At 38.7% G+C, this 23,199-nt stretch carries 18 protein-coding genes and 1 pseudogene; 10 read left to right on the plus strand and 9 right to left on the minus strand.

Translation table 11 applies throughout. The features are described 5' to 3' along the window. Positions 1–7 precede the first annotated feature (7 nt). Entirely contained in the window at positions 8–778 is a 771-nt protein-coding gene (locus tag EA365_01755; protein ID TVQ48222.1) for a hypothetical protein, read from the minus strand. Between the two features lie 31 nt (positions 779–809). Between EA365_01755 and EA365_01760 the strand changes: the two genes are divergently transcribed. The 5 genes from EA365_01760 (at position 810) to psbA (ending at position 6,240) form a co-directional block, all read left to right on the plus strand. Further along, entirely contained in the window at positions 810–1,559 is a 750-nt protein-coding gene (locus EA365_01760) for a TIGR01548 family HAD-type hydrolase (GenBank protein ID TVQ48148.1), read from the plus strand. Further along, on the plus strand, positions 1,556–2,170 hold the full coding sequence (locus EA365_01765; GenBank protein TVQ48149.1) for a PspA/IM30 family protein: 615 nt from the start codon (positions 1,556–1,558) through the stop codon (positions 2,168–2,170). Before EA365_01760 ends, EA365_01765 begins: the two co-directional genes overlap by 4 nt. A 77-nt stretch (positions 2,171–2,247) precedes the next feature. After that, positions 2,248–3,678 carry a pyruvate kinase gene (pyk, locus tag EA365_01770; protein TVQ48150.1) on the plus strand — a complete coding sequence of 477 codons (1,431 nt, stop codon included), beginning with the start codon at positions 2,248–2,250 and terminating at the stop codon, positions 3,676–3,678. Between the two features lie 56 nt (positions 3,679–3,734). Beyond that, positions 3,735–4,847 carry a gfo/Idh/MocA family oxidoreductase gene (locus EA365_01775; GenBank protein TVQ48151.1) on the plus strand — a complete coding sequence of 371 codons (1,113 nt, stop codon included), beginning with the start codon at positions 3,735–3,737 and terminating at the stop codon, positions 4,845–4,847. A gap of 310 nt (positions 4,848–5,157) precedes the next feature. Continuing rightward, positions 5,158–6,240 (plus strand): photosystem II q(b) protein, encoded by a 1,083-nt coding sequence (psbA, locus tag EA365_01780; protein ID TVQ48152.1) that lies wholly within the window; start codon positions 5,158–5,160, stop codon positions 6,238–6,240. A gap of 109 nt (positions 6,241–6,349) precedes the next feature. On the opposite strand, the gene EA365_01785 is transcribed toward psbA, so the two are convergent. Further along, positions 6,350–7,228: a J domain-containing protein gene (locus EA365_01785; protein TVQ48153.1), complete on the minus strand. Its 879-nt coding sequence runs from the start codon at positions 7,226–7,228 to the stop codon at positions 6,350–6,352. Then, entirely contained in the window at positions 7,189–10,836 is a 3,648-nt protein-coding gene (locus EA365_01790; GenBank protein TVQ48154.1) for a hypothetical protein, read from the minus strand. The genes EA365_01785 and EA365_01790 overlap by 40 nt, the downstream gene beginning before the upstream one ends. Positions 10,837–10,988: 152 nt before the next feature. Here EA365_01790 and EA365_01795 point away from each other — a divergent pair, with 152 nt between their 5' ends. Further along, complete coding sequence (locus EA365_01795; GenBank protein TVQ48155.1) at positions 10,989–13,274, plus strand: ribonucleoside-diphosphate reductase subunit alpha; 2,286 nt, start codon at positions 10,989–10,991, stop codon at positions 13,272–13,274. A 34-nt stretch (positions 13,275–13,308) separates the two neighbouring features. Here EA365_01795 and EA365_01800 read toward each other — a convergent pair whose 3' ends face one another. From EA365_01800 to EA365_01815, 4 genes and pseudogenes are all read right to left on the minus strand, one after another. Then, positions 13,309–13,584, minus strand: coding sequence for a MoaD/ThiS family protein (locus tag EA365_01800; GenBank protein ID TVQ48156.1), 276 nt, complete (start codon positions 13,582–13,584; stop codon positions 13,309–13,311). A gap of 7 nt (positions 13,585–13,591) precedes the next feature. Continuing rightward, the gene (locus tag EA365_01805; protein ID TVQ48157.1) at positions 13,592–14,890 is read right to left on the minus strand and encodes a threonine synthase; all 1,299 of its coding nucleotides are present in this window, start codon (positions 14,888–14,890) and stop codon (positions 13,592–13,594) included. Positions 14,891–15,038: 148 nt separating this feature from the next. After that, a pseudogene (locus EA365_01810) lies at positions 15,039–15,483 on the minus strand (type II toxin-antitoxin system YhaV family toxin). Beyond that, positions 15,473–15,793 (minus strand): hypothetical protein, encoded by a 321-nt coding sequence (locus tag EA365_01815; GenBank protein TVQ48158.1) that lies wholly within the window; start codon positions 15,791–15,793, stop codon positions 15,473–15,475. The pseudogene EA365_01810 and the gene EA365_01815 overlap by 11 nt, the downstream one beginning before the upstream one ends. A gap of 105 nt (positions 15,794–15,898) precedes the next feature. Between EA365_01815 and EA365_01820 the strand changes: the two genes are divergently transcribed. From EA365_01820 to EA365_01830, 3 genes are all read left to right on the plus strand, one after another. Then, positions 15,899–16,774 (plus strand): alpha/beta fold hydrolase, encoded by an 876-nt coding sequence (locus EA365_01820; GenBank protein ID TVQ48159.1) that lies wholly within the window; start codon positions 15,899–15,901, stop codon positions 16,772–16,774. Between the two features lie 160 nt (positions 16,775–16,934). Continuing rightward, complete coding sequence (locus EA365_01825) at positions 16,935–17,825, plus strand: alpha/beta hydrolase (protein ID TVQ48160.1); 891 nt, start codon at positions 16,935–16,937, stop codon at positions 17,823–17,825. Positions 17,826–17,836: 11 nt separating this feature from the next. Continuing rightward, positions 17,837–19,888 (plus strand): thioredoxin domain-containing protein, encoded by a 2,052-nt coding sequence (locus tag EA365_01830; protein ID TVQ48161.1) that lies wholly within the window; start codon positions 17,837–17,839, stop codon positions 19,886–19,888. Positions 19,889–19,982: 94 nt separating this feature from the next. Here the strand turns inward: EA365_01830 and EA365_01835 are convergent, their stop codons facing one another. Beyond that, a complete protein-coding gene (locus EA365_01835; protein ID TVQ48162.1) occupies positions 19,983–21,800 on the minus strand; it encodes an ABC transporter ATP-binding protein in 1,818 nt (605 codons plus the stop codon). 26 nt (positions 21,801–21,826) lie between these two features. Then, on the minus strand, positions 21,827–22,465 hold the full coding sequence (locus EA365_01840; GenBank protein TVQ48163.1) for an ATP phosphoribosyltransferase: 639 nt from the start codon (positions 22,463–22,465) through the stop codon (positions 21,827–21,829). Between the two features lie 40 nt (positions 22,466–22,505). Here EA365_01840 and EA365_01845 point away from each other — a divergent pair, with 40 nt between their 5' ends. Next, complete coding sequence (locus EA365_01845; GenBank protein TVQ48164.1) at positions 22,506–23,195, plus strand: DNA-binding response regulator; 690 nt, start codon at positions 22,506–22,508, stop codon at positions 23,193–23,195. Positions 23,196–23,199 lie beyond the last annotated feature (4 nt).

Raw genomic sequence — 23,199 nt, forward strand, 5'->3', positions numbered from 1 at the left:
ACAGATCCTAACGGTAATAAAAATCAAAATCTTGTAAAGCTAGTAACCGAGTTTTATTGAGTCTATAGTGATATAGTAATCTACGTCGAAACTGTTGCCATTGAGTTTTAGGATTTCCCGAAGCGTCTAAGTGTTGTTTGGCTTGGTTTAGTTGTTCCCAAGTAGCTGTTCTACTTATAGTAAAACCAGTTTTTAAGGCAGCTAAACCAATAATATTACCACTCCCTGCATAAATACCTCTTAACTCTAAATAAGTACCAATTCTTCCCCACCAGTCTAAAAATTCCTGTTCTTGACCTTGATGACGTGAGATAATGATTAAGGCTTCTCCTACAAAAACACTATCTGCTAACTCAAGATTTAATTTAGTAGCGATTTTAGCTAATCTGTCCAACCTTTCTGGGGTATATTTCTGGACATGGGGTATCAAGGGTTCATTAAAAGCACCAATGATACCCGGAGTACTATCTATAGCTTGGGGAAGTTCAGCGATAATTCTGGTATCCGCGTCAATAAAAATAGCGGTGTCAAACCGAGACAAAGCCTCCAGAAACACAAATCGTTTATCATGGTAACAGTGCAAAATCCCCGTTTGTTGTAAGCAAAAAGGGATAATATTCCCACAATCTGCAAAATTAGAGGGTAAATCAGTACCAACAACCAGTTTAATTCCAGGAGCATAACGCTGTAAATCCTCAGCTAATCTCTTAGTCATTAAACGGTAAGAAGTACCTAAAGCTAGGGTACAAAAACAAAAATTTGTGTGTAACTGGTTCATGCTAAATTGAAAAAAATTATGATTAAGTGTCATGAAACCAATTATAGTATTTGATATAGATGGTGTCATTCGCGATGTGAGTGGCTCTTATCGACGGGCTTTAGCAGATACGGTAGAAAAGTTTACCCAAGGTAATTATCGCCCCGCTATGGAGGATATTGATACACTCAAAAGTGAGGGAATCTGGAATAACGACTGGGAAGCTTCTTGGGAGTTATGTCTTCGCTATTGGCAATCTCAAGGTATCACCCCTAATCTAGATTATAATGAGTTAGTCGCTTTTTTCCAATCTCGTTATCGAGGCACTAATCCCGTTGATTGGGATGGTTATATCACTACTGAGCCTCTCTTAGCAACTAAAGCTTATTTTGAGGAACTTACCAATCAAGAGATTCTCTGGGGGTTTTTTAGTGGTGCGACAAGGGGTTCAGCAGAATACGTTCTACATCAACGTCTTGGTTTAAATAACCCCGTCTTAGTGGCTATGGAAGACGCACCAGGGAAACCAGATCCAACGGGTTTATTGAGAGTGGTTGCAGAATTAGCCACAGAATTGACTCCCGTTATTTACGTCGGGGATACGGTAGCTGATATGTACACCGTCACCGCAGCCAAAAAGCAAGAAAATGAGCGACAATGGATAGGGGTAGGGATTATCCCTCCTCATCTACATTCTCATCCCGAACAACACCAAGTACAATTGCAAGGGGCAGGGGGAACTATTGTACTTGATTCGGTAGAAAAGTTAACCATTGAGGTAATTAAGGATTTACTACAATGAGTCTGTTCGATCGCCTTGTTAACGTAGTGCGTAGCAACTTAAATAATATGCTACAAGAAGCAGAAGACCCAGAGAGAATAATTGAAGCTACTATCGAAGAATTAGAACAACAAGTAATCTCTCAACGTCAGTCGATAGCAGGGGCGATCGCTCTGGAAAAACGTACAGAACGTCAAAGTAAGCAATATAAAGCACAAGCACAAGAATGGTATCGTCGCGCTCAATTAGCTTTAGTACAAAAAGAAGAACAACTAGCTAAGGATTGTTTACAAAGACGTCAAGCTTATCTCCAACAAGCGGAAGTATTAGATAAACAGATTACCTCTCAATTGACTATCATTACCCAACTCAAAGAGCAATTGCGCTTACTCGAAACCAAAGTTACCGAGATCAAGCTCAAAAAAGACTTATATCTAGCTAAATATCGCTCAGCTAACACATCTCAAACCTTAGCACAACTCGATAATAGTGAAGTTCTCGACAAGATTGAGCAGAAAATCTTTGAACTCGAAGCGCAAACAGAATTAAATCGAGATCCTCTAGAAGCTAAATTCCAAGATTTAGAAACCGAAGAAATTAAACGCTTAAAAGCTGAATTAGAAAATCTGTAAGCGGTTGTCATTAATACAATAGTCTTGCCAAATCTTGTTATATATTAAAGGCGGATGAGTTAAGTATTTTTGAATTTATGAAACCTATTACTAAACGTACTAAGATAGTAGCTACTATAGGTCCTGCTAGTAGTTCTCGGGAAGTACTAAAACAAATGATCGAAGAGGGAATGAATGTAGCTAGATTGAATTTTTCTCATGGGGATTACGAAAATCATGAGAAAATGGTCAAGCTATTGCGATCGGTAGAAGAGGAATTAGATACCCCAATTACTCTACTCCAGGATTTACAAGGTCCTAAAATTCGTATTGGTCAATTAAGTCAAGGAGAAGTTCTCCTCACAGAAGGAGATCTAGTCTCTCTAATACCTGTTGCCCAATTCCAGGACCAACCCAATACCCTAGGGATTGATTACCCTGATTTAGCAGTAGAAGCTAAACCAGGAGCACAAATTCTGTTAGATGATGGTTTACTAGAATTAGTTATCAAAGATGTTCACGAAAACAAGGTTATTTGTGAAGTAGTAGAAGGGGGAATACTCAAAAGTCGTAAAGGGGTTAATCTTCCTAGTCTGAATTTAAAAAATCTCCCCTCTCTGACAGAAAAAGATAAGCGAGATTTAGACTTCGGTTTAACTCAAGGGATAGATTGGGTATCTCTGAGTTTTGTTCGTAGTGGTGAGGATATTCGTGCTCTCAAAGCTTTATTAGCAGAAAAAGGTTACCCTGATGTACCCGTAATGGCTAAAATTGAAAAACCCCAAGCGATCGATAACCTCCCTGATATCATTAGTTGTTGTGATGGGCTGATGGTAGCTAGAGGGGATCTCGGGGTAGAAATGAAGCCAGAAAAAGTACCCTTGTTACAAAAGCGCATTATTCAAATGTGCAACCAAAAGGGGATACCTGTGATTACAGCCACCCAAATGCTCGATAGCATGATTCGTAACCCTCGTCCTACTCGCGCTGAAGCTAGTGACGTGGCTAATGCTATACTAGATGGTACAGACGCGGTTATGCTCTCGGGAGAGTCCGCCGTAGGTAAATATCCTGTGCGATCAGTAAAAATGTTGGCTAAAATCGCTACTGATATTGAGCAAGAGGCTAAATTTATTAATTATATTCCCGAAGATAATGATCAAACTCACGCTTTGAGTGAATCTCTTAACGCTATTGACCGAATTTTACCCTTAAGATACATTGTAACTTTTACAGCTACGGGATATAGCGCTCTAATTGCTTCGGGAGAACGTCCGAAAGCTCCTGTAGTAGCTTTTACTCATAATGTTAAGGTTTATCATCGTTTAAATCTGATTTGGGGTGTAATGCCGATTTTGATTGAAGGTCAAGTGCAATTCTTTGAAGAGTTAATCGAACAAGCAGAATCAGGATTATTAGAGAGAAATCTCGCTCAACCTGGGGATATGATCTTAATTATGGGGGGTATTCCTGCTCAAACTGCCAAGGGAACTAATTTTCTCAAGCTGCATAAAATTAAAGAAGGGTAAAGCTCCCCCGATTCATGGTTAAATTGGGTTAGAGCAGTACGGCTTTTCCAATCATCATGAATCAAATTAAACCAATTAAAGTAGCAGTAGTAGGTACAGGTTTCGGTGAGAAAGTCCATATACCTGGATTTAAAGAACACCCTGAAACAGAAGTAGTCGCTGTTTATCATCGTGATCCCTCTAAAGTAGAAGGGATCGCTTCTACTCATAATATTCCTTATGCTTTTACTAATCTCGATGATTTACTCTCTCTAGAATCTCTCGACGCTGTCAGTATCGCTACTCCTCCTTTTTTACATTATGAAATGGGGAAACAAGTGCTCATGGCTAAAAAACACCTGTTGTTAGAAAAGCCCATGACCATAACTACCCCAGAAATAGAAGAGTTATACGCTTTAGCCCAACAAAATAATCTCATTGCTATTCCTGACTTTGAATTCCGCTTTATTCCTGCTTGGCAATTATTAGCTGAATACTTACAAAAAGGATATGTAGGTAAAAAATATTTGATTAAAATAGATTGGTTAGTAGCTAGTCGCGCTAACCCCGAACGTCCTTGGAATTGGTACTCTCGCACTGATCTCGGTGGTGGGGTTTTAGGGGCGATCGGTTCTCATTGTTTTGACTATATTAACTGGTTGTTTGGTCCTGTTAAACGTCTCTGTGGTTTTCTCAATTGCGCTATACCCTGGAGACCTGATCCCGTTAGTAACTACGCTTTAAAAGCAGTAGATTCTGATGATACTACCCTGATTATGTTAGAGTTAGCCGATGGGACTCCCTGTCAAGTCTCTCTGTCTTCAGTAACTAATAACGGGAGAGGACATTGGTTAGAAATCTACGGTGATCAGGGAACTTTAGTCTTAGGAAGTAGTAACCTTAAAGACTATGTACATGGTTTTCGTCTTTCAGCTGCACCACCAGATAAACCACTGACTGAGGTAGAGATACCTAAACGTCTTGCTTTTCCCCAAGTTTACAGTGATGGACGTCTCGCACCTTTTATTAGGGTAGTAGATACGTGGGTACAAGGGATTAAACAAGGTCAACCTACAACCCCTTCTTTGGAAGATGGAATATACTCTCAGTTGTTAGTCAATTTAACTCAAGAATCTCACCGTCAAAAATGCTGGGTTAATGTTCCCCTTGTTCATCAAATCAAGAACTAAGAAAGTACCATCAGAAAGTTATTTCAGCCATTAGGTATCATATAGCGCTACTTTTCTAGGGAATAGGGGAGACTCCTGAGACGGGAGAAGGGAGCTTCTGAGTATGCTATATAGGAATAATAGCACTTAGCACCTAACAGCGAACTCTTTGTAGAGAATAGTTAGGCTAGTAACTTGTTTTTCGACAATGCTTACTACAATATCCTTAAAAAAAATTTTCATTTTCTCTTGACAATTATATTCTTATATAGTTAAATAACTAATAAGGTTAAATTGCCTTGAACAAATCTTAACCTAGGAATGAAAGACCATGACTATATCTTTACAACAAAACCAAAGTAGCAATATTTGGGAACAATTTTGCCAATGGATTACTAACACCGAAAACCGCTTATACATAGGTTGGTTTGGGGTATTAATGATTCCTACCCTATTAACAGCAACGATTTGCTTTATCATTGCCTTTATTGCAGCGCCTCCTGTGGATATTGATGGAGTTCGTGAACCGATCGCGGGTTCTTTACTCTATGGAAACAATATCATTACAGCAGCGGTTGTACCTAGTTCCAACGCTATTGGGTTACACTTTTACCCTATTTGGGAAGCAGCTAACATCGATGAATGGTTATACAACGGCGGACCCTATCAATTAATTATTTTCCATTTTCTGATTGGTATTTTCTCTTATATGGGTCGTCAATGGGAATTATCTTACCGTTTAGGGATGCGTCCTTGGATTTGTATCGCTTATAGCGCTCCTGTATCAGCAGCAACAGCTGTACTCTTAATTTACTCCATTGGACAAGGTTCATTTTCTGATGGTTTACCCTTAGGAATCAGTGGTACTTTTAACTTTATGTTAGTACTACAAGCAGAGCATAACGTTTTAATGCACCCCTTCCATATGTTAGGTGTAGCGGGGGTATTTGGTGGGGCTTTATTTAGTGCGATGCACGGATCATTAGTCACCTCATCTTTAATCAGAGAAACAACCGAAAACGAATCTCAAAACTCTGGTTACAAATTCGGTCAAGAAGAAGAAACCTACAATATAGTAGCAGCTCACGGTTATTTTGGTCGTCTAATCTTCCAATACGCTTCTTTTAACAACAGTCGTAGCTTACACTTCTTCTTAGGAGCATGGCCCGTCATTGGTATCTGGTTCGCCTCTTTAGCTGTATGTTGCTTTGCTTTTAACCTAAATGGTTTCAACTTTAACCAATCTATCTTAGATGCACAAGGTCGTGTAGTTATGAGTTGGGCTGATGTGATCAACCGTGCAGGTTTAGGGATTGAAGCTATGCACGAACGCAACGTTCACAACTTCCCCTTAGACTTAGCATCAGGTGAAATGCAACCTATTGCTTTAACTGCTCCTACTATCCACAGTTAATCAATGAGATTGCACGAATAAAGTTAACTTAATCAATCATAAGAGGTAATCGACTTAGATTCCCTCTTTATTTATTTTATGCAGGAAAAATCCTCTCTGTTCCTAAATTTCAATTCTTACTAACCTTGAGAAATAATTTTAAAGGTTTGAGATTAGCCAAAAAAGCATATATCTGGTATAAAAACTCAAAGAAAGAATTGAGACGACGGGGTGGAGGAAGATTGCTATATTCTTCATAAGCTAAGTTGATCATCGTAGCGAATTGATTAGCGTAGGGGCTAGAATTAATGTCAGGATGCCAATACCGAATTAATCCTTTATAAGCAGTTTCTACCTCGTCAGCTTCAGCAGTTGCAGTAATATTTAAGATTTGCCACCAAGATAACTGTTTTTGCTGATGTAAAGTCAGAATTTCGTTAACAGTTTGCCAAGAAATATTAAAACAAACTTGATAGACTTTTTCCAGGGTAGCTTTACCTAAGATTTTACAACTAGTTTGATGCCAATCTTTGAATAGATAATAGTTGTGAGTTTGTTGCCAAAAATCACCCTCAGTAAAGGGTTGTAGAGGTTGAGAAGGTAATAACATTAAAATAGAGTTAACCTCTGATGTAGGGGGTTTGAGAGTTAATAAAGCTGATAATTCTGCGCAAACTTGATTAGACTCAGGAAAATTAAGCCATTCCCAATAGTTAACTCCAGGTTTACCTAAATTCTCCCGATAAAAATTTAACCAAGTCTTAGTAACTATACAAGCGATTGGGGTCGCTAAATGGTATGCTTGTCCTTGGAGTGCTGGAGATGGTGCATCCTCCCAAAAACAAGCTAGGGGTGAAAATTGACCTTTAAGAAGATAATCTGAATTAGGTGGATATTCAACCTTTAAACCATAGAAAAACCAACAAGTAAAGCTGAAAAAGATTATAAAAAGACATAAACCTGTAAATATTACTCCCATTGTTCCAACTGAATTAACCACTGTTGCCATATTACACTCATTTGTCCCCTACTGCGTTCAAAATTTGCAGCAATAGTAATTAAACCAATTCCCACAACTAAACCGACAATCCATTTCAGAAATGAATAGGTAAAGCTAAGAATGATTAACTGATAGAAGATAGTCACAGTAAAAGTTAAAGTACCTATGAATAAAAAAGCACGTATTTTTAAAGCTAAACCTAATAACATAGCTAATAATCCTAAACCTGCAGGAATAATACCCGTTTCCTGGTGTAAGACAATGGCTACTATAGCAATGATACCACTACCAAGGAGACGTAATTGATGACGTTGTTTTTTTTGTGAGGGTAGTTGTAAATAAGGATCAACAGCCGCGATATAATTAATTCCTAAACCAATAATAGTTACATACCAAAGTAAATCTACATCGTTTTGGGTTAATAACCAACGGGCGATCGCCCAAAGGAGAAAACCTAAGCTAAAATAACTGTAACGGATATTCTGTTGTTCTCTAGCCAAAATTAGATAAAAGATGGCTACAATAATTAAATCTAGGTAACTAGGATTACTTAAAGAAGCAGTCAGGGCAGGAGCCAATGTAACACCATTTTTACATGTTATATCGTTCCAGCCCCAACGACTCCAAGGTATTCGATAACTGAGTAAAGCGACAAGACAGACTAGTATGAGTAGAAAAGAATCTAAAATACTAGAGAATTGCCAACTCAGACGCAAATAAATTATACCACTGACTATTTGAGTTATACCTATATATACCCAAAAATTCTGTAAACGTCCTTGTATTAAAGCATAACCACCTAAGAGTAAGGATAACAACAGAATCAGTAAATTAAACTCAGTATATGTCTGTCTCTGTAAAAAGATAATTATCTGTATTCCTGTTGCTATTCCCCAGTGAATATCAGCAAGAGTGATTATATCCCGACTAGAGAGATTAAACAGGGATTCTCGCCATAACCAACCACCAAGACGATAAGCTATAGCTATTAAACCCGTGACTATAGCAATAAAAGTGAGTTGTTGTAGAAATGCTTCTCTAGAGATAGGGAGTAGTTGATAGAATAAGCTTTCATAAATTCCCAGGGAAATACCTAACACAGAAATATAAGTAAAGGGTTTCCATTCCCGACGCAGTGTAGTTACTCCAACCCCAATACCCGCTATTCCTAGGGTTAGCAACCCTGTATAAGGTGTAAAATACCCTAGACGCAAGACTAAGGCAATGCTAGCGTAAAAAAGCGGGATTAGGGCTAATTTGGGGGTTTGATTACCTAACCATTGACGTAAAGTTAAGCTGAGTAACCCTAATATCACGTTAGCTGTAGCTAGTGTGAGGTTGTTTCCCCCCAAGAGTAGATTTGTTTCAATTAAACCTAATTCTAATAACCACCCAATCCCCAAAATCAGGTTAGAATAGTTTTCCTTTCGATACCAGATTGTTAATGAGATGATTAATATTGCTATCGCTGTTAGAGATTGCCAATTAGCGGAATATAGACTAAAACTAATTAAGATAACGCGGAAACTAAGTAAGGTTAAGAGAGTAAAACCTAAACCTTTAGCCCAAAATAGCGCACTTTGAGCATAAATTGGGTATTTTGTCCTTAAATACTCGACTACTAACCATAATAACCCAGAGGCGATCGCAGCTGGTAACCACCAACTAGAGATATTTAAGATAACCCCAACTATACTGCCTATTAATCCTAGAATAAATCCATAGTGCAGAATAGCGGTATTTTGTCTCGGGAGATATTTATAGTTAACTATCATCAAAGCTGTAGCGACAGTAAAACCAATGATTCTCGTATTAGCAAACCAGATACACAGCAATTGTGCTATTAATAAAGCCAGAGAACTAATTCTAGCCATATTTTCTCTTTTTGCTTGAGGATAACGGGATATTATCCCTGTGATAGTTAGAGGAGTCACTAACCACAATGCAGCTATATTGGGGGTTTCTACTCTAGCTAGAATAATAAAATAGCTACACCCTGCTAGAATTAAGCCCATAAACCAACAACTGTCTCTACATAGGGTTACTTGAGCAAAAATAGCACTAGTTACCCATTCTATGATCATTATCCCTAAAAAGATACTTACCCATTGACTGTGAGTTAAGTAAGGTAATTGCCAATCAATAATAGCTAGAATACTGAATAATCCCGCTAAATGAGCAAAATTAACGCGGAAAAAACTAGTAGGAGTACGACGATAAGCTAGATAAGTTAGAATAATTGTATTTAAAATTAGGTTGTATAATTGGGTTAAAGGATTTAAACAAGCAATAAAAAAGACGATTAAACCTAAAATAAGGCATAATCTCTCCCCAAATAAGGCTACTTTAGCTTGATTCTTTCTATATATCCAGTCTAGAAAAACTAAAAAAACAGCTAGATAAATTAAGATACTTACACTATAAATGGTGACATAATAACCATTAGGTTGAGTTAGGGAATACCATAACCTTGAAACTAAGTTTTTTATCTCTACTGGCATAAATTTATCAACCAGAAAAAATAACTGTAAACTTAATAAGAAAATAGCTAATAAATAACCTCTTTGCCAATATCTCTTTAAATAAATAAAATTGCGTTGAATACCTAAAATAAGGATGATAAAAGCTTGCCAAGGTAACTCTTGTCTTAGAGTAACAATTAAACCTATTAACAATAAACTAAAGCCAATAATAGGTGACCATTTTTTGAGGAGACGTTGTAAACGACGTTTGGATATTAACCACCCCATCAACCCAAAAATTACCCCTAATTCTGATAGGGGAAGTTGCACAATAAAAACTCCTCTGATTAAAATTAAGACAAAAGCATAGACAATAAAATTAACCCCTATTTGACGTCTTGGGGTGAGAAATTGTAAAACAATAAAAGTGATTATTCCTCCTACGTAAATAGCAATTAAAGGAAAACGTTGCCAATCCCAACCCAAATGCAAGAAACAAAGAGTAAGATAATTAAGGGAACTAGAAAGACTTTGTTGTTGTCGATTTTGCCATAAATAAATACCCGTTAAGGTTAAACTGGCGATCGCCATAACGATAATACCCTGGGTATCTAACCACAAATTAAAGGTATCCATCCCCCAAAAGTTAACAGGAATCAATAAGATAGCGATTGTTTGCAAGGTTAGAGCGGTTAATGGTATACTAGATAAACGTCTTAACCAAGTCCCCGTAATCCAAAAGCCTAGACTGTATAAAAATAAGATAATATACTGTATTGTGTCTGAGAATTCTTGCCAACCACTAGCAGCTAAAACCGCTGAAGAAATTATGACTAAAAATATCCCTAATAATAATAACCAACGTACAGTAAATTCGTCTTTTAAACTTTGGATTACTCTTACCCAAATTGGTTGTTGTCTAGGAGATATTGCTGGAGAAGTTATTACTAATTCTGGTTGGGTTTGGGTTGGTTGAATGACTGGAATATTTCTAACAGGAAGAGAACAAGTTAAACAATTTTGACATAATTCTCTAACATATTCTTCGCTAATTAGCCCTAATTGCAACCAATTATCTAAACCCTGAAGTAACTCGGGTTGATCATTTTTTAGGTGCAATTCTAAATATAAACGTATGTAACTGTTTGGTGGCATAGTTTGGTTACTATTGTTTACTATTTATTATCTCAAACCTGAGCAAATTAGGTGAAGATACTAGATATAGCGTTACATACCTAAAAAACAGGTTGTCAAACACTAGGGAAATGGTATAATAGAATGTGTACTAATAACTATGAAAAGTTTTAATGGCACAACCGACGCTGACAGTTGCTGAAAAAGCAGTAAGCAATCATCAATCTGAGACAAATACCAGCAAAATTAAGGTTATCAAACGTAGTGGGAGAAAAGATAACTTAGACGTTAGTAAAATACGTAAAGTGGTAAACTGGGCTTGTCAAGGAATGACGTTAAATTCTATTACCCTAGAAGCAGGGTTAACTACTCGCCTCAGAGACGGTGTAACCACCAGAGAAATTCAAGAAAACCTGATTCGTTGCGCTTTAGAAATGTGTAGTCCAAGTGAACCAGATTGGCGCTACGTAGCAGGAAGATTGCATATTTGGAGTCTTTGGAAAGATACTATCGCTAAACGTGGTTATCTCTACGAAAATTACCACAAAACAGTACAAGCAAAGGTTGAGAGTGGTGAGTATGACGCCAAAATTCTACAATATAGCGAAGCTGAATTAATCACAGCAGGAAGCTGGTTAAAATCAGACTGGGATTTAGATTACGACTATGCAGGAGCAGTACTATTAAGCAGTCGTTATCTATTAGAAGATGAGTTACCCCAAGAAGCTTTCTTAACTGCATCTCTATTAATAGCTTTAGTAGAAAGTCCCCAGAATAGATTAACATGGGCGAAAAAATTCTACGAGGCGATCGCGCAACGAAAAATATCCCTAGCTACCCCTATTTTAGCAAATCTCAGAACCAGAACAGGTTCATTAACTAGCTGTTTTATTACAGCGATGGATGACAACCTAGAAAGTATCTTTACAGAAGTAACCAACACCGCGCGTATCTCCAAAAGTGGTGGAGGAGTCGGGATGAATTGTTCTCGCATTCGCGCTACAGGAAGTTGGGTAATGGGCAAAAAAAACGCTTCAGGGGGTGTAATTCCTTGGATTAAAATACTCAACGACACGGCGATCGCCGTTAACCAAGGAGGAAGACGCGCAGGGGCCGTTACTGCTAGTATTGACATTTGGCATCTTGACGTAACCGAATTTCTAGAGATGCAAACCGAAAACGGTGATCAACGTCGCAAAGCTTATGACGTCTTCCCTCAACTAGTCATCACAGATGAGTTTATGCGTCGTGTGGTGAATAATCAAGATTGGACATTAATTGATCCTTATCAGATTAGACAAGAATTTGGCATCGAATTAGCGGAATTATGGGGAGACGAGTTTGACTACTGGTATCAACAGATAGAAAAGCATCTAGATACTAAAGTTACTCTCTACAAACGAATTAACGCCAAAGAGTTATTTAAGTTAATCATGAGAGTTCAAGTAGAAACAGGGTTACCCTATTTAGCTTTTAAAGATACCATCAACCGCGCTAATCCTAACCAACACGATGGTTATATACCTGGGGTTAATCTCTGTACAGAATCATTCTCTAATGTTAAACCAGGAGATAAAGCCCACTGTTGTAACTTAATTAGTCTTAATCTAGCTAACCTAGAAATTAGCGAAATTCCTTATCTGTGTGAATTGGGAGTAAGAATCCTAGATAACACCATTGAAATTACCGAGCCACCTTTTAGCGCAGCCAAAAACCATAATCAACATTATCGTACCATTGGTATTGGTTGTATGGGTTTAGCCGATTGGTTAGCTAAGCAAAAACTCTCCTATACTAATCTAGAGGTAATTAACGACTTATTTGAAGAGATAGGCTATTGGTGTACCAACTCCTCCATGGAATTAGCTAAAGAAAGAGGCCCTTATCCCGCTTTTCCGGGAAGTCAATGGAGTCAGGGTAACCTCATCGGCAATAAACCCCCACAATGGTATCAAGAAAATGCCAAACACCCTCAACGTTGGTTACAATTATCAGTAGATATCCAAACCTACGGTATCCGCAACTCTCATATCACAGCGATCGCCCCTAATACCTCATCTTCTCTAGTTCAGGGTTGTACAGCTAGTGTTTTACCCGCTTATAGTCGCTTCTTCTATGATAAATGGGCTAAGGGTACGGTACCCATCGCACCACCCTATATCAACGACTATTACTGGTATTACCAAGAAAATAAAACCCTTAACCAGCAAGTAGTAGTTAAGGCGATCGCTGCTATCCAACAATGGATTGACACGGGTATCTCTATGGAGTTAATCTTTAACCTCAATCAAGGGGTTTATGATCCCAATCAACCCGACAAAGCGATTAAAGCCAAGGATATCTTTGATACCCTGATTATGGCTTGGAATAAAGGCTGTAAAGCGATTTACTATATACGTACAGTCCAAAAAGACGACTATAAAGAATCTGAACAGCAATGTACTAGTTGCGCTAATTAATTATAGGGGCGCTATAAGCGCCCCATCAGGTTTATCAACCACCTGCAACAGCAGGAACTATACTAACTTCATCCCCAGATTGTAAAGGAGTATCTACACCTTGCAGAAAACGGATATCTTCACTATTGACGTAGAAGTTCAAAAAGCGTCGAGGTTGAGCGTTTTCATCACAGAGACGACCTTTAATACCAGGGAAGGTAATATCTAAGGCGTCGATTAATTCAGCAAAGCTGTTAGCGCTACATTCAACTACAGCTTGGTCATTGGTGAATTTTTGTAGAGGGGTGGGAATAAGTACTTTGATTGTCATTTTTGCGTTACACTAAAACTTGTTGCCATTCTAAACGTTCGAGGGTGCGAGAGCGCTCTAAAGCTCTTTCAAAGCTATCTAAACGAGCTTCGATGGTGAAGGGTTCGCCAATATATCCTTGTACTGCTTCTTGGGTTTTTAAGCCATTACCAGTGATATAGACTACGGTTTTCTCTTCAGGGTCAATTTTACCAGCTTCTACCAATTTTTTAAGTACAGCGACGGTTGTTCCTCCCGCGGTTTCGGTGAAGATACCTTCTGTTTCGGCTAGGAGTTTGATACCTTCGATAATTTCGGTATCGTTAACTGATTCGATATTACCACCTGTTTTGCGAGCTACATCGAGAGCGTAAATACCGTCAGCGGGATTACCAATAGCGATGGATTTAGCGATGGTGTTGGGTTTAACTGGTGCGATAAAGTCTCTACCTTCTCTAAAAGCGGTAGCGATGGGGGAGCAACCCTCTGCTTGAGCACCGCTGAAACGTACTTGTTTATCTGCGACTAAACCTACTTTGATGAATTCTTGGAATCCTTTATAGATTTTGGTGTAGAGTGAACCTGAAGCTAAAGGAGCGACAACGTGATCTGGTAGTTCCCAACCCAATTGCTCTGCTACTTCAAAGCCTAGAGTTTTTGAACCTTCAGAATAGTAAGGACGTAGATTAATATTGACAAAACCCCAACCATAAGTATTACCTACTTCTGAGCAGAGACGATTAACTTGGTCATAGTTACCTTTAACCGCCATTACTACAGGGTTATAAATTAAAGTACCGAGGATTTTTCCTGCTTCTAAATCTGCGGGAATAAATACACAACAATCTAAACCTGCACTAGCGGCGATCGCTGCTGTAGAGTTAGCTAAATTTCCTGTACTTGCACAAGATACAGTTGTAAAGCCTAGCTCCCTCGCGCGGGTTAAAGCTACTGATACTACCCTATCTTTGAAGCTAAGGGTAGGCATATTTACGGCATCATTTTTAATATAGAGATTTTTGAGACCAAGACGACGAGCTAAACGGTGGGATTTAACTAAAGGTGTCATCCCTGTACCCACATCAATAACGTCTTTACCTTCTACTGGTAGGAAAGCGCGGTAACGCCAAATCGAATTTGGTCCAGATGCTATACTTTCGCGACTGACTTGACTTTTAATCGCGTCATAATCGTAAGCAACTTCTAAAGGTGCAAAGGTTTCCTCACAGATATTGAGCGCTTTAAGTGGGTATTCTTTAGATCCTTCTTTAGATACCAGTTTAGTAAATGTAGGCTTGTGTTCAGTTATGGTTGTGGTTTGAGTCATCGTCTTTTAATCTCTTTACATTGTTATCGTCTTTTCGCTTACGTTGAATCTTATCACCCCCTGCAAATGCCTGTCAACTAATCCCGACTATTTTAGTCGGGTATTTAATTAAATCAAACTAGTTAAGGTGAGTTCGTTAAAAAGTCTATTATTCTTCACTATCTCGAATTAAAGCCTCAAAAGAATCAGGAAAATCACCCCGCATTACCATTTTGGTGAATACCTACCTTATAACAGTCATTTTTGTCTCCTTCTTTGCGCGGATATCCTAACCAGAGAATAAAAATTGCTTTTTGTTCTTCGGTTTCTAAAACCCGAAAAAATAACCGATAGCGCTCTGGTAATCCCATTTTTTTGACTCTTCCATATTTCTTCAAAGCACCAGTTAAAGAGAAATAACTTGCTCTAGGATTTAGGGGGATTTTTTCTTTGATAGCGATCATAATCCCTGCATATAGTTTTACTGTAGGATGGGTACGGTATATTTCTGGTGGTAAGGTTTGTTTTAGTTGGCGAACCTGGGCTTGTAAATCGCGACGCTGTTGACCAAAAACCCTTTTGACAAAGTAAATTCGCCAACCATTAATTATCAATTTCTACCCCTGCGATTAACTCTTCGTCTTCCTTTACCATGGCTTCGGTATAGGCTTCCAGCTCAGTTTCTGGAGCTAATAAAGCTTGTTTAGTCACAAAATCTAGAAATAAACTCAACATCAGTTCATCTTCTGATGCTTCTACAGACTCAGGGTTTAAGCGCACTAACAAGGTATCAGGTGCAATGACTTCAACAGCGCCAGTTGCTTGTTGAAATTGGGGGTTATCCTTGAAAAAATTACTACTAAGACGAAAACCTGAGTCATTGCCTATTTTTACCCAAGTTAAATTGTATTGTTTCTTACCCATAACTTAATCAAGGTGTACTTTGATTCTATGTTATGACAAAATTAAATTAACAATCAGCAGAGGCTCAAGTGTTAAACTTAACATAAGTTAACAAAAGCATCAGCAATGGACAACACAGAAAAAACTTGGACTTGGGAAGGATTCCCTATTACCTATCAAAGCTGCGGTGAAGAAGGACCGGCGGTAGTTTTAATCCATGGCTTTGGTGCATCTTGGGGACATTGGCGTAAAAATCTACCTATACTTGGACAAACTAACCGTTGTTACGCACTAGATTTAATCGGTTTTGGTAACTCAGCTAAACCCCAACCAGGGATAAAAATCAACTATACTTTTGAAACTTGGGCTAAATTAGTTACAGACTTTTGTGAGCAGGTAATCGGAACACCTGCTTTTTTAGTAGGTAATTCTATTGGTTCGATTGTAGCGATGGAAAGCGCGATCGCTTCTCCTGATTTAGTTTTAGGGGTAGCCGCTTTAAATTGCTCTTTACGCTTACTCCACGAACGTAAACGGGATCAAATCCCCTGGTATCGTAGTTATGGAGCAAGTTTTGTCCAACAATTACTCGGTAACCCCAGCATCGGTAAGTTATTCTTTCAACAGATTGCGCGACCAAAAACAGTGCGCAATATCCTTTTACAAGCTTATCAACGTCAAGAAGCGGTAACAGATGAATTAGTAGATATTATCCTTAAACCAGCCCAAGATCCTGGCGCTGCTGCGGTATTTTGTGCTTTTACCCGTTATTCAAGCGGACCATTACCAGAAGACTTATTACCCAATTTACCCTGTAAAGCTATCTTATTATGGGGAACGAAAGACCCCTGGGAACCTTTAGAATTAGGACGTCAACTCGCTAATTTTGACACAGTAGAGCAATTTATCGAGTTAGAAGGTTTAGGACATTGTCCCCAAGATGAAGCACCAGAAATAGTTAACCCCATCTTACAAGAATGGTTAAACGAGAATAGGGAATAGGGAAGAGAGAGGGAGTGTGGGGAGATGGGGAGATAGGGAATGCGCGAAAAAATTCTTAATTCTTAATTCTTAATTCTTAATTTGGAATAACACCGTTCCACCTAACACCTAACACCGAATATAGAGATATAATAAGCACTAACAGAATTCTAGGACAACTATGATCGAACCAATTGGCGTAGAACAAAATTCTGTAGTAACTAGTCTAGGTACTATGGTTTATTATAGTACAAAAGGGCAACCTTGGCAAGATTGGCAATCAGAAACAAATAAGAAACTAGTCTTTCTCCATGGTTTTGGGGGTGGATCTTCGGCTTACGAATGGTCAAAGGTTTACCCCGCTTTTGCTAGTGATTATCAGGTGATCGCCCCAGATTTAATCGGTTGGGGAAGATCAGAACACCCCGAAAAAGATTATTATCCTGAAGATTATATCAAGAGTATCACAGAATTTTTAGAACAAACCTGTAGTGAACCTACCCCTGTAATCGCGTCATCCTTAACAGCAGCATTAACCGTTAGAGTAGCGATCGCTCGTCCGGAATTATTTAAATGCTTAATCTTAACCACACCCGCAGGTTTATCAGACTTTGGGGAAAACTATAGTCGTAGTTTTTTTGCTCAACTAGTTAGTACTCCAGTTCTCGATAAATTCATTTATAACCTAGGAGTAGCCAGTTATAACGGTATCCAAAATTTCCTGCAAACCCGACAATTTGCGCGACCTGAGCGCATTTATCCGGAAATAGTGCAAGCTTATTTAGCCTCAGCTACTCAGCCTAACGCAGAATACGCCGCTCTTTCTTTTGTGCGAGGGGACATCTGTTTTGATTTAGCTCAATATATCACCCAATTAACCACCCCCACCGCTATTATTTGGGGTCAAAAATCCCAATTTACCGGACCAGATATAGGGAGACGTCTAGCAGCACTTAACCCCGCAGCGATTAAATATTTTCAAGAATTAGAAGATGTGGGATTGACTCCTCAGTTAGAATCACCCGCAGTGGTGATTGGTTTGATTCGAGCTTACTTGCAAAAATTATCATAATTGTTTTGAATATGTCCAACAAATTAGCCCAAGTTAAAAGTTTATATCTGCGCAAACACGCCGAAAACCCCATTAGTTGGTGGTATTGGTGTGAAGAAGCTCTCAATCTCGCTAAAGAACAAGATAAACCCATTTTTCTCTCCATAGGTTATTCTAGCTGTCACTGGTGTACCGTCATGGAAGGTGAAGCTTTCTCCAATCAGGCGATCGCCGATTATCTCAATACTAACTTTCTCCCCATCAAAGTAGATAGAGAAGAAAGACCAGATATAGATAGCATCTATATGCAAGCATTACAAATGATTACAGGGCAAGGCGGTTGGCCCCTTAATATTTTCCTCACTCCTGATGATTTAATTCCCTTCTATGGTGGCACTTATTTCCCCATAGAGCCACGTTATGGACGTCCAGGTTTTTTAGACGTCTTATCCTCCTTACGTCGGTTCTACGACCAAGAAAAAGAGAAACTTCAAGGAATCAAAGCACAAATCAAAGGAGGTTTAGAACAAGCTAATCTGATTACTACAGGTAATGCCACCGATATAATTACTAAAGAATTACTAGCTAAAGGCATAGAAACTAATATAGGGGTTATTTCTGCCAATACCCTAGGTAACCCTAGCTTTCCCATGATTCCCTACGCAGATTTAGCACTCAGAGGAAGTAACCTACAGTTCAACTCTCGTTACAAACGAGACGAAATAGCCATTCAAAGGGGTAAAGACTTGGCTTTAGGGGGTATCTTTGACCACGTAGCAGGAGGATTTCACCGTTATACCGTAGATGCTACCTGGACTGTCCCCCACTTTGAAAAAATGCTCTATGATAACGGCTTAATTGTGGAATATCTCGCCAACCTCTGGAGTGCGGGTGCTACTGAGCCATCTTTCCCAAGAGCGATCGCCCTGACTGTAGAATGGTTAAAACGAGAAATGACTGCACCAGAAGGTTATTTTTATGCAGCTCAAGACGCCGATAGTTTCCTCAATCCCCAAGCAACAGAGCCAGAAGAAGGAGCATTTTACGTTTGGAGCTATGAAGAGTTACAGAACTTACTCAGTACTTATGAACTCAACCATCTAGCTGCAGAATTTACTGTTACTCCCGAGGGTAACTTTGAAGGAGCAAATGTACTGCAAAGAAGACAAAATCATCAACTATCATCCCATATAGAAGATATTCTCGCTAAACTATTTGTAGCTCGTTATGGACGTAGTAAGGAAGAATTAACCTCATTCCCTCCAGCGCGTAATAACCAAGAAGCCAAATTCCTTAGTTGGGAAGGACGCATACCCGCGGTTACTGACACTAAAATGATCGTAGCCTGGAATAGTTTAATGATTTCTGGTTTAGCTAGAGCTTCTGCTGTTTTTGCTGAACCTAGTTATGGGGAATTAGCTATAGATGCTACCGAATTTATCCTCAATAATCAATGGGTTGAGGGACGTTTTTACAGGTTAAACTATGATGGTGAAGCATCGGTACTAGCTCAATCAGAAGACTATACCTTCTTTATTAAAGCATTGCTAGATTTACACGCAGCTAACCCCAAACAAACCCAATGGTTAACCACAGCTTTAAATGTACAACAAGAATTAGATAACCTCTTCTGGTGCACAGAGGGAGGAGGTTATTATAATAATGGCTCTGATGATAGTGATACCCTACCCTTACGTGAACGTAGTTACAACGATAACGCTACTCCCTCGGCTAATGGTGTCGCTGTAGCTAACCTAGTGCGTCTGAGTCTATTAACCGATGAACTAGAATATCTCGATAAAGCACAAGCCATTATAAGCACTTTTGGCAATATCTTACAGAAATATCCTCAAACTTGTCCTAGTTTAGTGACTGGTTTATACTGGTATTTACAGCCAATCAGCGTCAGAACTACAGCTAGTAATTTAGAAGAGTTAATCCCCCAATATTTTCCAACTAGCACCTTTTTACTCAAATCTGATTTACCAGAAGATGCTGTGGGTATAGTCTGTCAAGGGTTAGCTTGTCAAAAACCAGCTACTACTCTAGAAGAGTTATTAGCTCAAATTAAAGCCAACACCTAAACATTTAGCGGCTCTCGGTGTACTTGTGGTGATAAGCTTTCACAAGAGGCAAGAGGCAAGAGGCTAATTAACTCCTCCCTAGAAACCTCGAACTCTAAACATTTAACTCCTGTAAACGGTAGAGATTAGCGTATAATCCGTCATGAGCTAAAAGTTGTTCATGATTACCAGATTCGATAATCTCTCCTTTTTTGAGGACTAAAATTTTATCCACGTTACGCACAGTAGAAAGTCGGTGGGCGATAATAATCGCTGTACGTCTAATTAATAACTTATCTAAAGCCGATTGTACTTGTCTTTCTGTAACTACGTCTAAACTAGAGGTAGCCTCATCTAAGACTAAGACTCTCGGGTTACGAATCGCTACCCTAGCAAAAGCAAGGAGTTGTTTTTGTCCTCCCGAAAGGTTAGTTCCCCTTTCCCTTAATTCGGTATGATAACCTTGGGGTAGTTGTTCGATAAAGGGTTCAATATTGGTTAATTTAGCCGCGGTAACGATTTCTTCTGGGGTAAAATCCTCACCAAGAGCAATATTTTCTTGAACATCACCCGCGAAGATAAAACTCTCTTGCAGAATTACTCCTATATAACGTCTTAATTCTGCTTGGGGAAGTTCACGAATATCAATACCATCTAAATAGATATTACCCCGAGTAGGTTCATAAAGACGACAGAGTAACCGAATAATCGAACTTTTCCCCGCACCAGTAGGACCTACTAAAGCTACTTTTTCCCCTGACTTAATGGTAAAATTAAGGTCTTTGAGAACGTATTCTGAAGGTTTATAACCAAACCAAACATGGTCAAAGCGAATCTCTCCTAAGTTAGTAGAATCATGCTCTATTGGTGGTAAATTCTTGAGATGATGACTAGCTAAGTCTTGAATTTCGATCTCTTCATCCATTAATTCGGTAATTCTTTCGATCGCTGTAAATCCCGCTTGGAACATGGTAAACTTATCAGCGAACTGTCTTAAAGGTTCAAAAAAGCGCTGAGATAAGAGCATAAAAGCTGATAACATCCCTAAATCGAGATTATTTTTAAAGACTAACCAACCTCCTGCACCTAAAACCCCTCCAATCGCTATTAATGAGATCCATTCTAAAGTTGCTGAGACTGCCGAATCACTAACAATAGTTTTATCTATTTCCTGACGATAGCGATCGTTGATTCTAGCAAACATCTTACTATTATATTCTTCTCGTCCGAATAACTGTACTATACTAATCCCCAGCACGTTTTCTTGTAGCATAGAGTTTAGTTTAGATAGTTCTTCCCGAGAGCGATAATTAGCTTGACGATAACGTTTTTGAAAGTAGAGCATAAGTCCTATTACAGGTATTAACATTAACACTAGGACGATCGCCAAACGCCATTCTATACTAAAGATAGTGACAATAATCACCAACATATAGATGGTGTCGCTAAAAATGCCAATCGCACCACTAGCGAAAACATTACCTAAAGCTTCTACATCACTAGTTAACCGAGTTACTAATCTTCCTACTGGTGTACCATCAAAAAACCTAGTTGCTAGGGAAGTAACATGAATAAATAAATCTTGACGTACTCCTGCGGTTATTTCTTGTCCAATTTTTTGCACCAGATACCCCTGAAAAGATAATAAACTCAAACGAATTCCCAGGGTACATAACAACAACATAATCAGCAGACTTACCCCATCAGTTAGGTTTTTCCCATCTAATATCCTCCAGGTATCCTCACCCTGTAACAGAGAAATTGCTTGACCGACTATTAAGGGTTGCATCACACCCGCTATAGCGATGGGAATCAACAAAATAATTGTCAAGATGAAGATACCTTGATGAGGACGTAGATAGGGTACTAATTTTAAAAGTAATCCCCAATCATTGGGTAAAAGAGACGGCTTTTGATTGGATAAGACAGCCATAGAATAGACTTAGTTACTAGTTAATATTAATTAATCTTAACATAACTTAACTTCTCTACCCAAGTAGTTAAATTATCCTGATTAATACGGTAACTCAGAGGATGAGCGATAAGTCTAGCGGTACTTTCATAGAGAATATCGATTTCTACTAGTCCATTTTCCTTAAGAGTGCGTCCGGTAGAAACTAAATCAACGATCGCCTCTGACATACCCGTAATTGGTCCTAATTCCACCGAACCCGATAAAGGAACAATTTCTACAGGTAAATCGATTTGATGAAAAAAATCCTTAGCTGAGTTAACGTATTTAGAAGCGACTCTCCCATGGGGAGGTAATTCTACAGCGCGACGATAAGTACTAGTACTAGGGACAGCTACAGACATTCTACAGTAACCAAAACCCAAATCCAGTAATTTAGCAACTTGAGGTTTTTTCTCTCTGAGGACATCATCACCAACTATACCCAATTGCGCTTGACCATATTCTACATAAACAGGTACATCTTGAGCACGTACTAACAGAGCGATCGCGCATCCGGTGGGATCAGTAATTTGTAATTGACGGTTATTACTATCTAAAAAAGCACTAAAATCCAGTCCAACAGACTGAAAAAGTTTAATACTATCAGACAAGAGCGCACCTTTAGGTAAAGCTACAGTAAGCATAAAATAAACTTTTAAAACGTATCTAAATATCATAAGACCTATGCGCATTCTTCTAGTAGATGACGAACCAGAATTAACCACCCCCCTAAGTCAAGTCTTAAGTAAAGAAGGATATCAAGTCGAAATAGCCGATAATGGACAAAAAGGTTTAGAATTAGCCCAAACTCAACAATATGACCTCTTGATTCTCGATTGGATGTTACCCTACCATTCAGGGATTGAAATTACCCAAGCGATTAGAAAACAACAACAGATCACCCCAGTATTGTTGCTTACCGCTAAAGATACCCTAGGCGATCGCGTCACAGGATTAGACGCAGGAGCAGATGATTACTTACTCAAACCCTTTGAATTACCCGAATTATTGGCTAGAGTCAGAGCATTACTCAGAAGAGGACAATTTGAAGCTACACCCCCAATTACTAGATTAAAATACCAAGATTTAGAACTAGATACTGATAATCAATTAGCTTACCGTGGTAAAAGAATGATTAAACTCTCGGAAAAAGAAATCAAACTACTCATCTATTTTCTCAATCATCCCGAGCAATTATTAACCCATGAACAAATTTATCAGTACTTGTGGTCAAGTGAAGAAAAACCTAACAGTAATGTTTTAGCTGCTTTAATTCGTTTATTACGTCGTAAAATAGAAACCAGAGGCGAAACTCAACTAATCCATACCGTCTATGGTAGAGGTTATCGCTTTGGTAAAGAAAATACTAATTAAAAAA

This window comes from Gloeocapsa sp. DLM2.Bin57, from assembly GCA_007693955.1.
In the GTDB taxonomy this organism is placed as follows: Bacteria; Cyanobacteriota; Cyanobacteriia; order Cyanobacteriales; family Gloeocapsaceae; genus Gloeocapsa.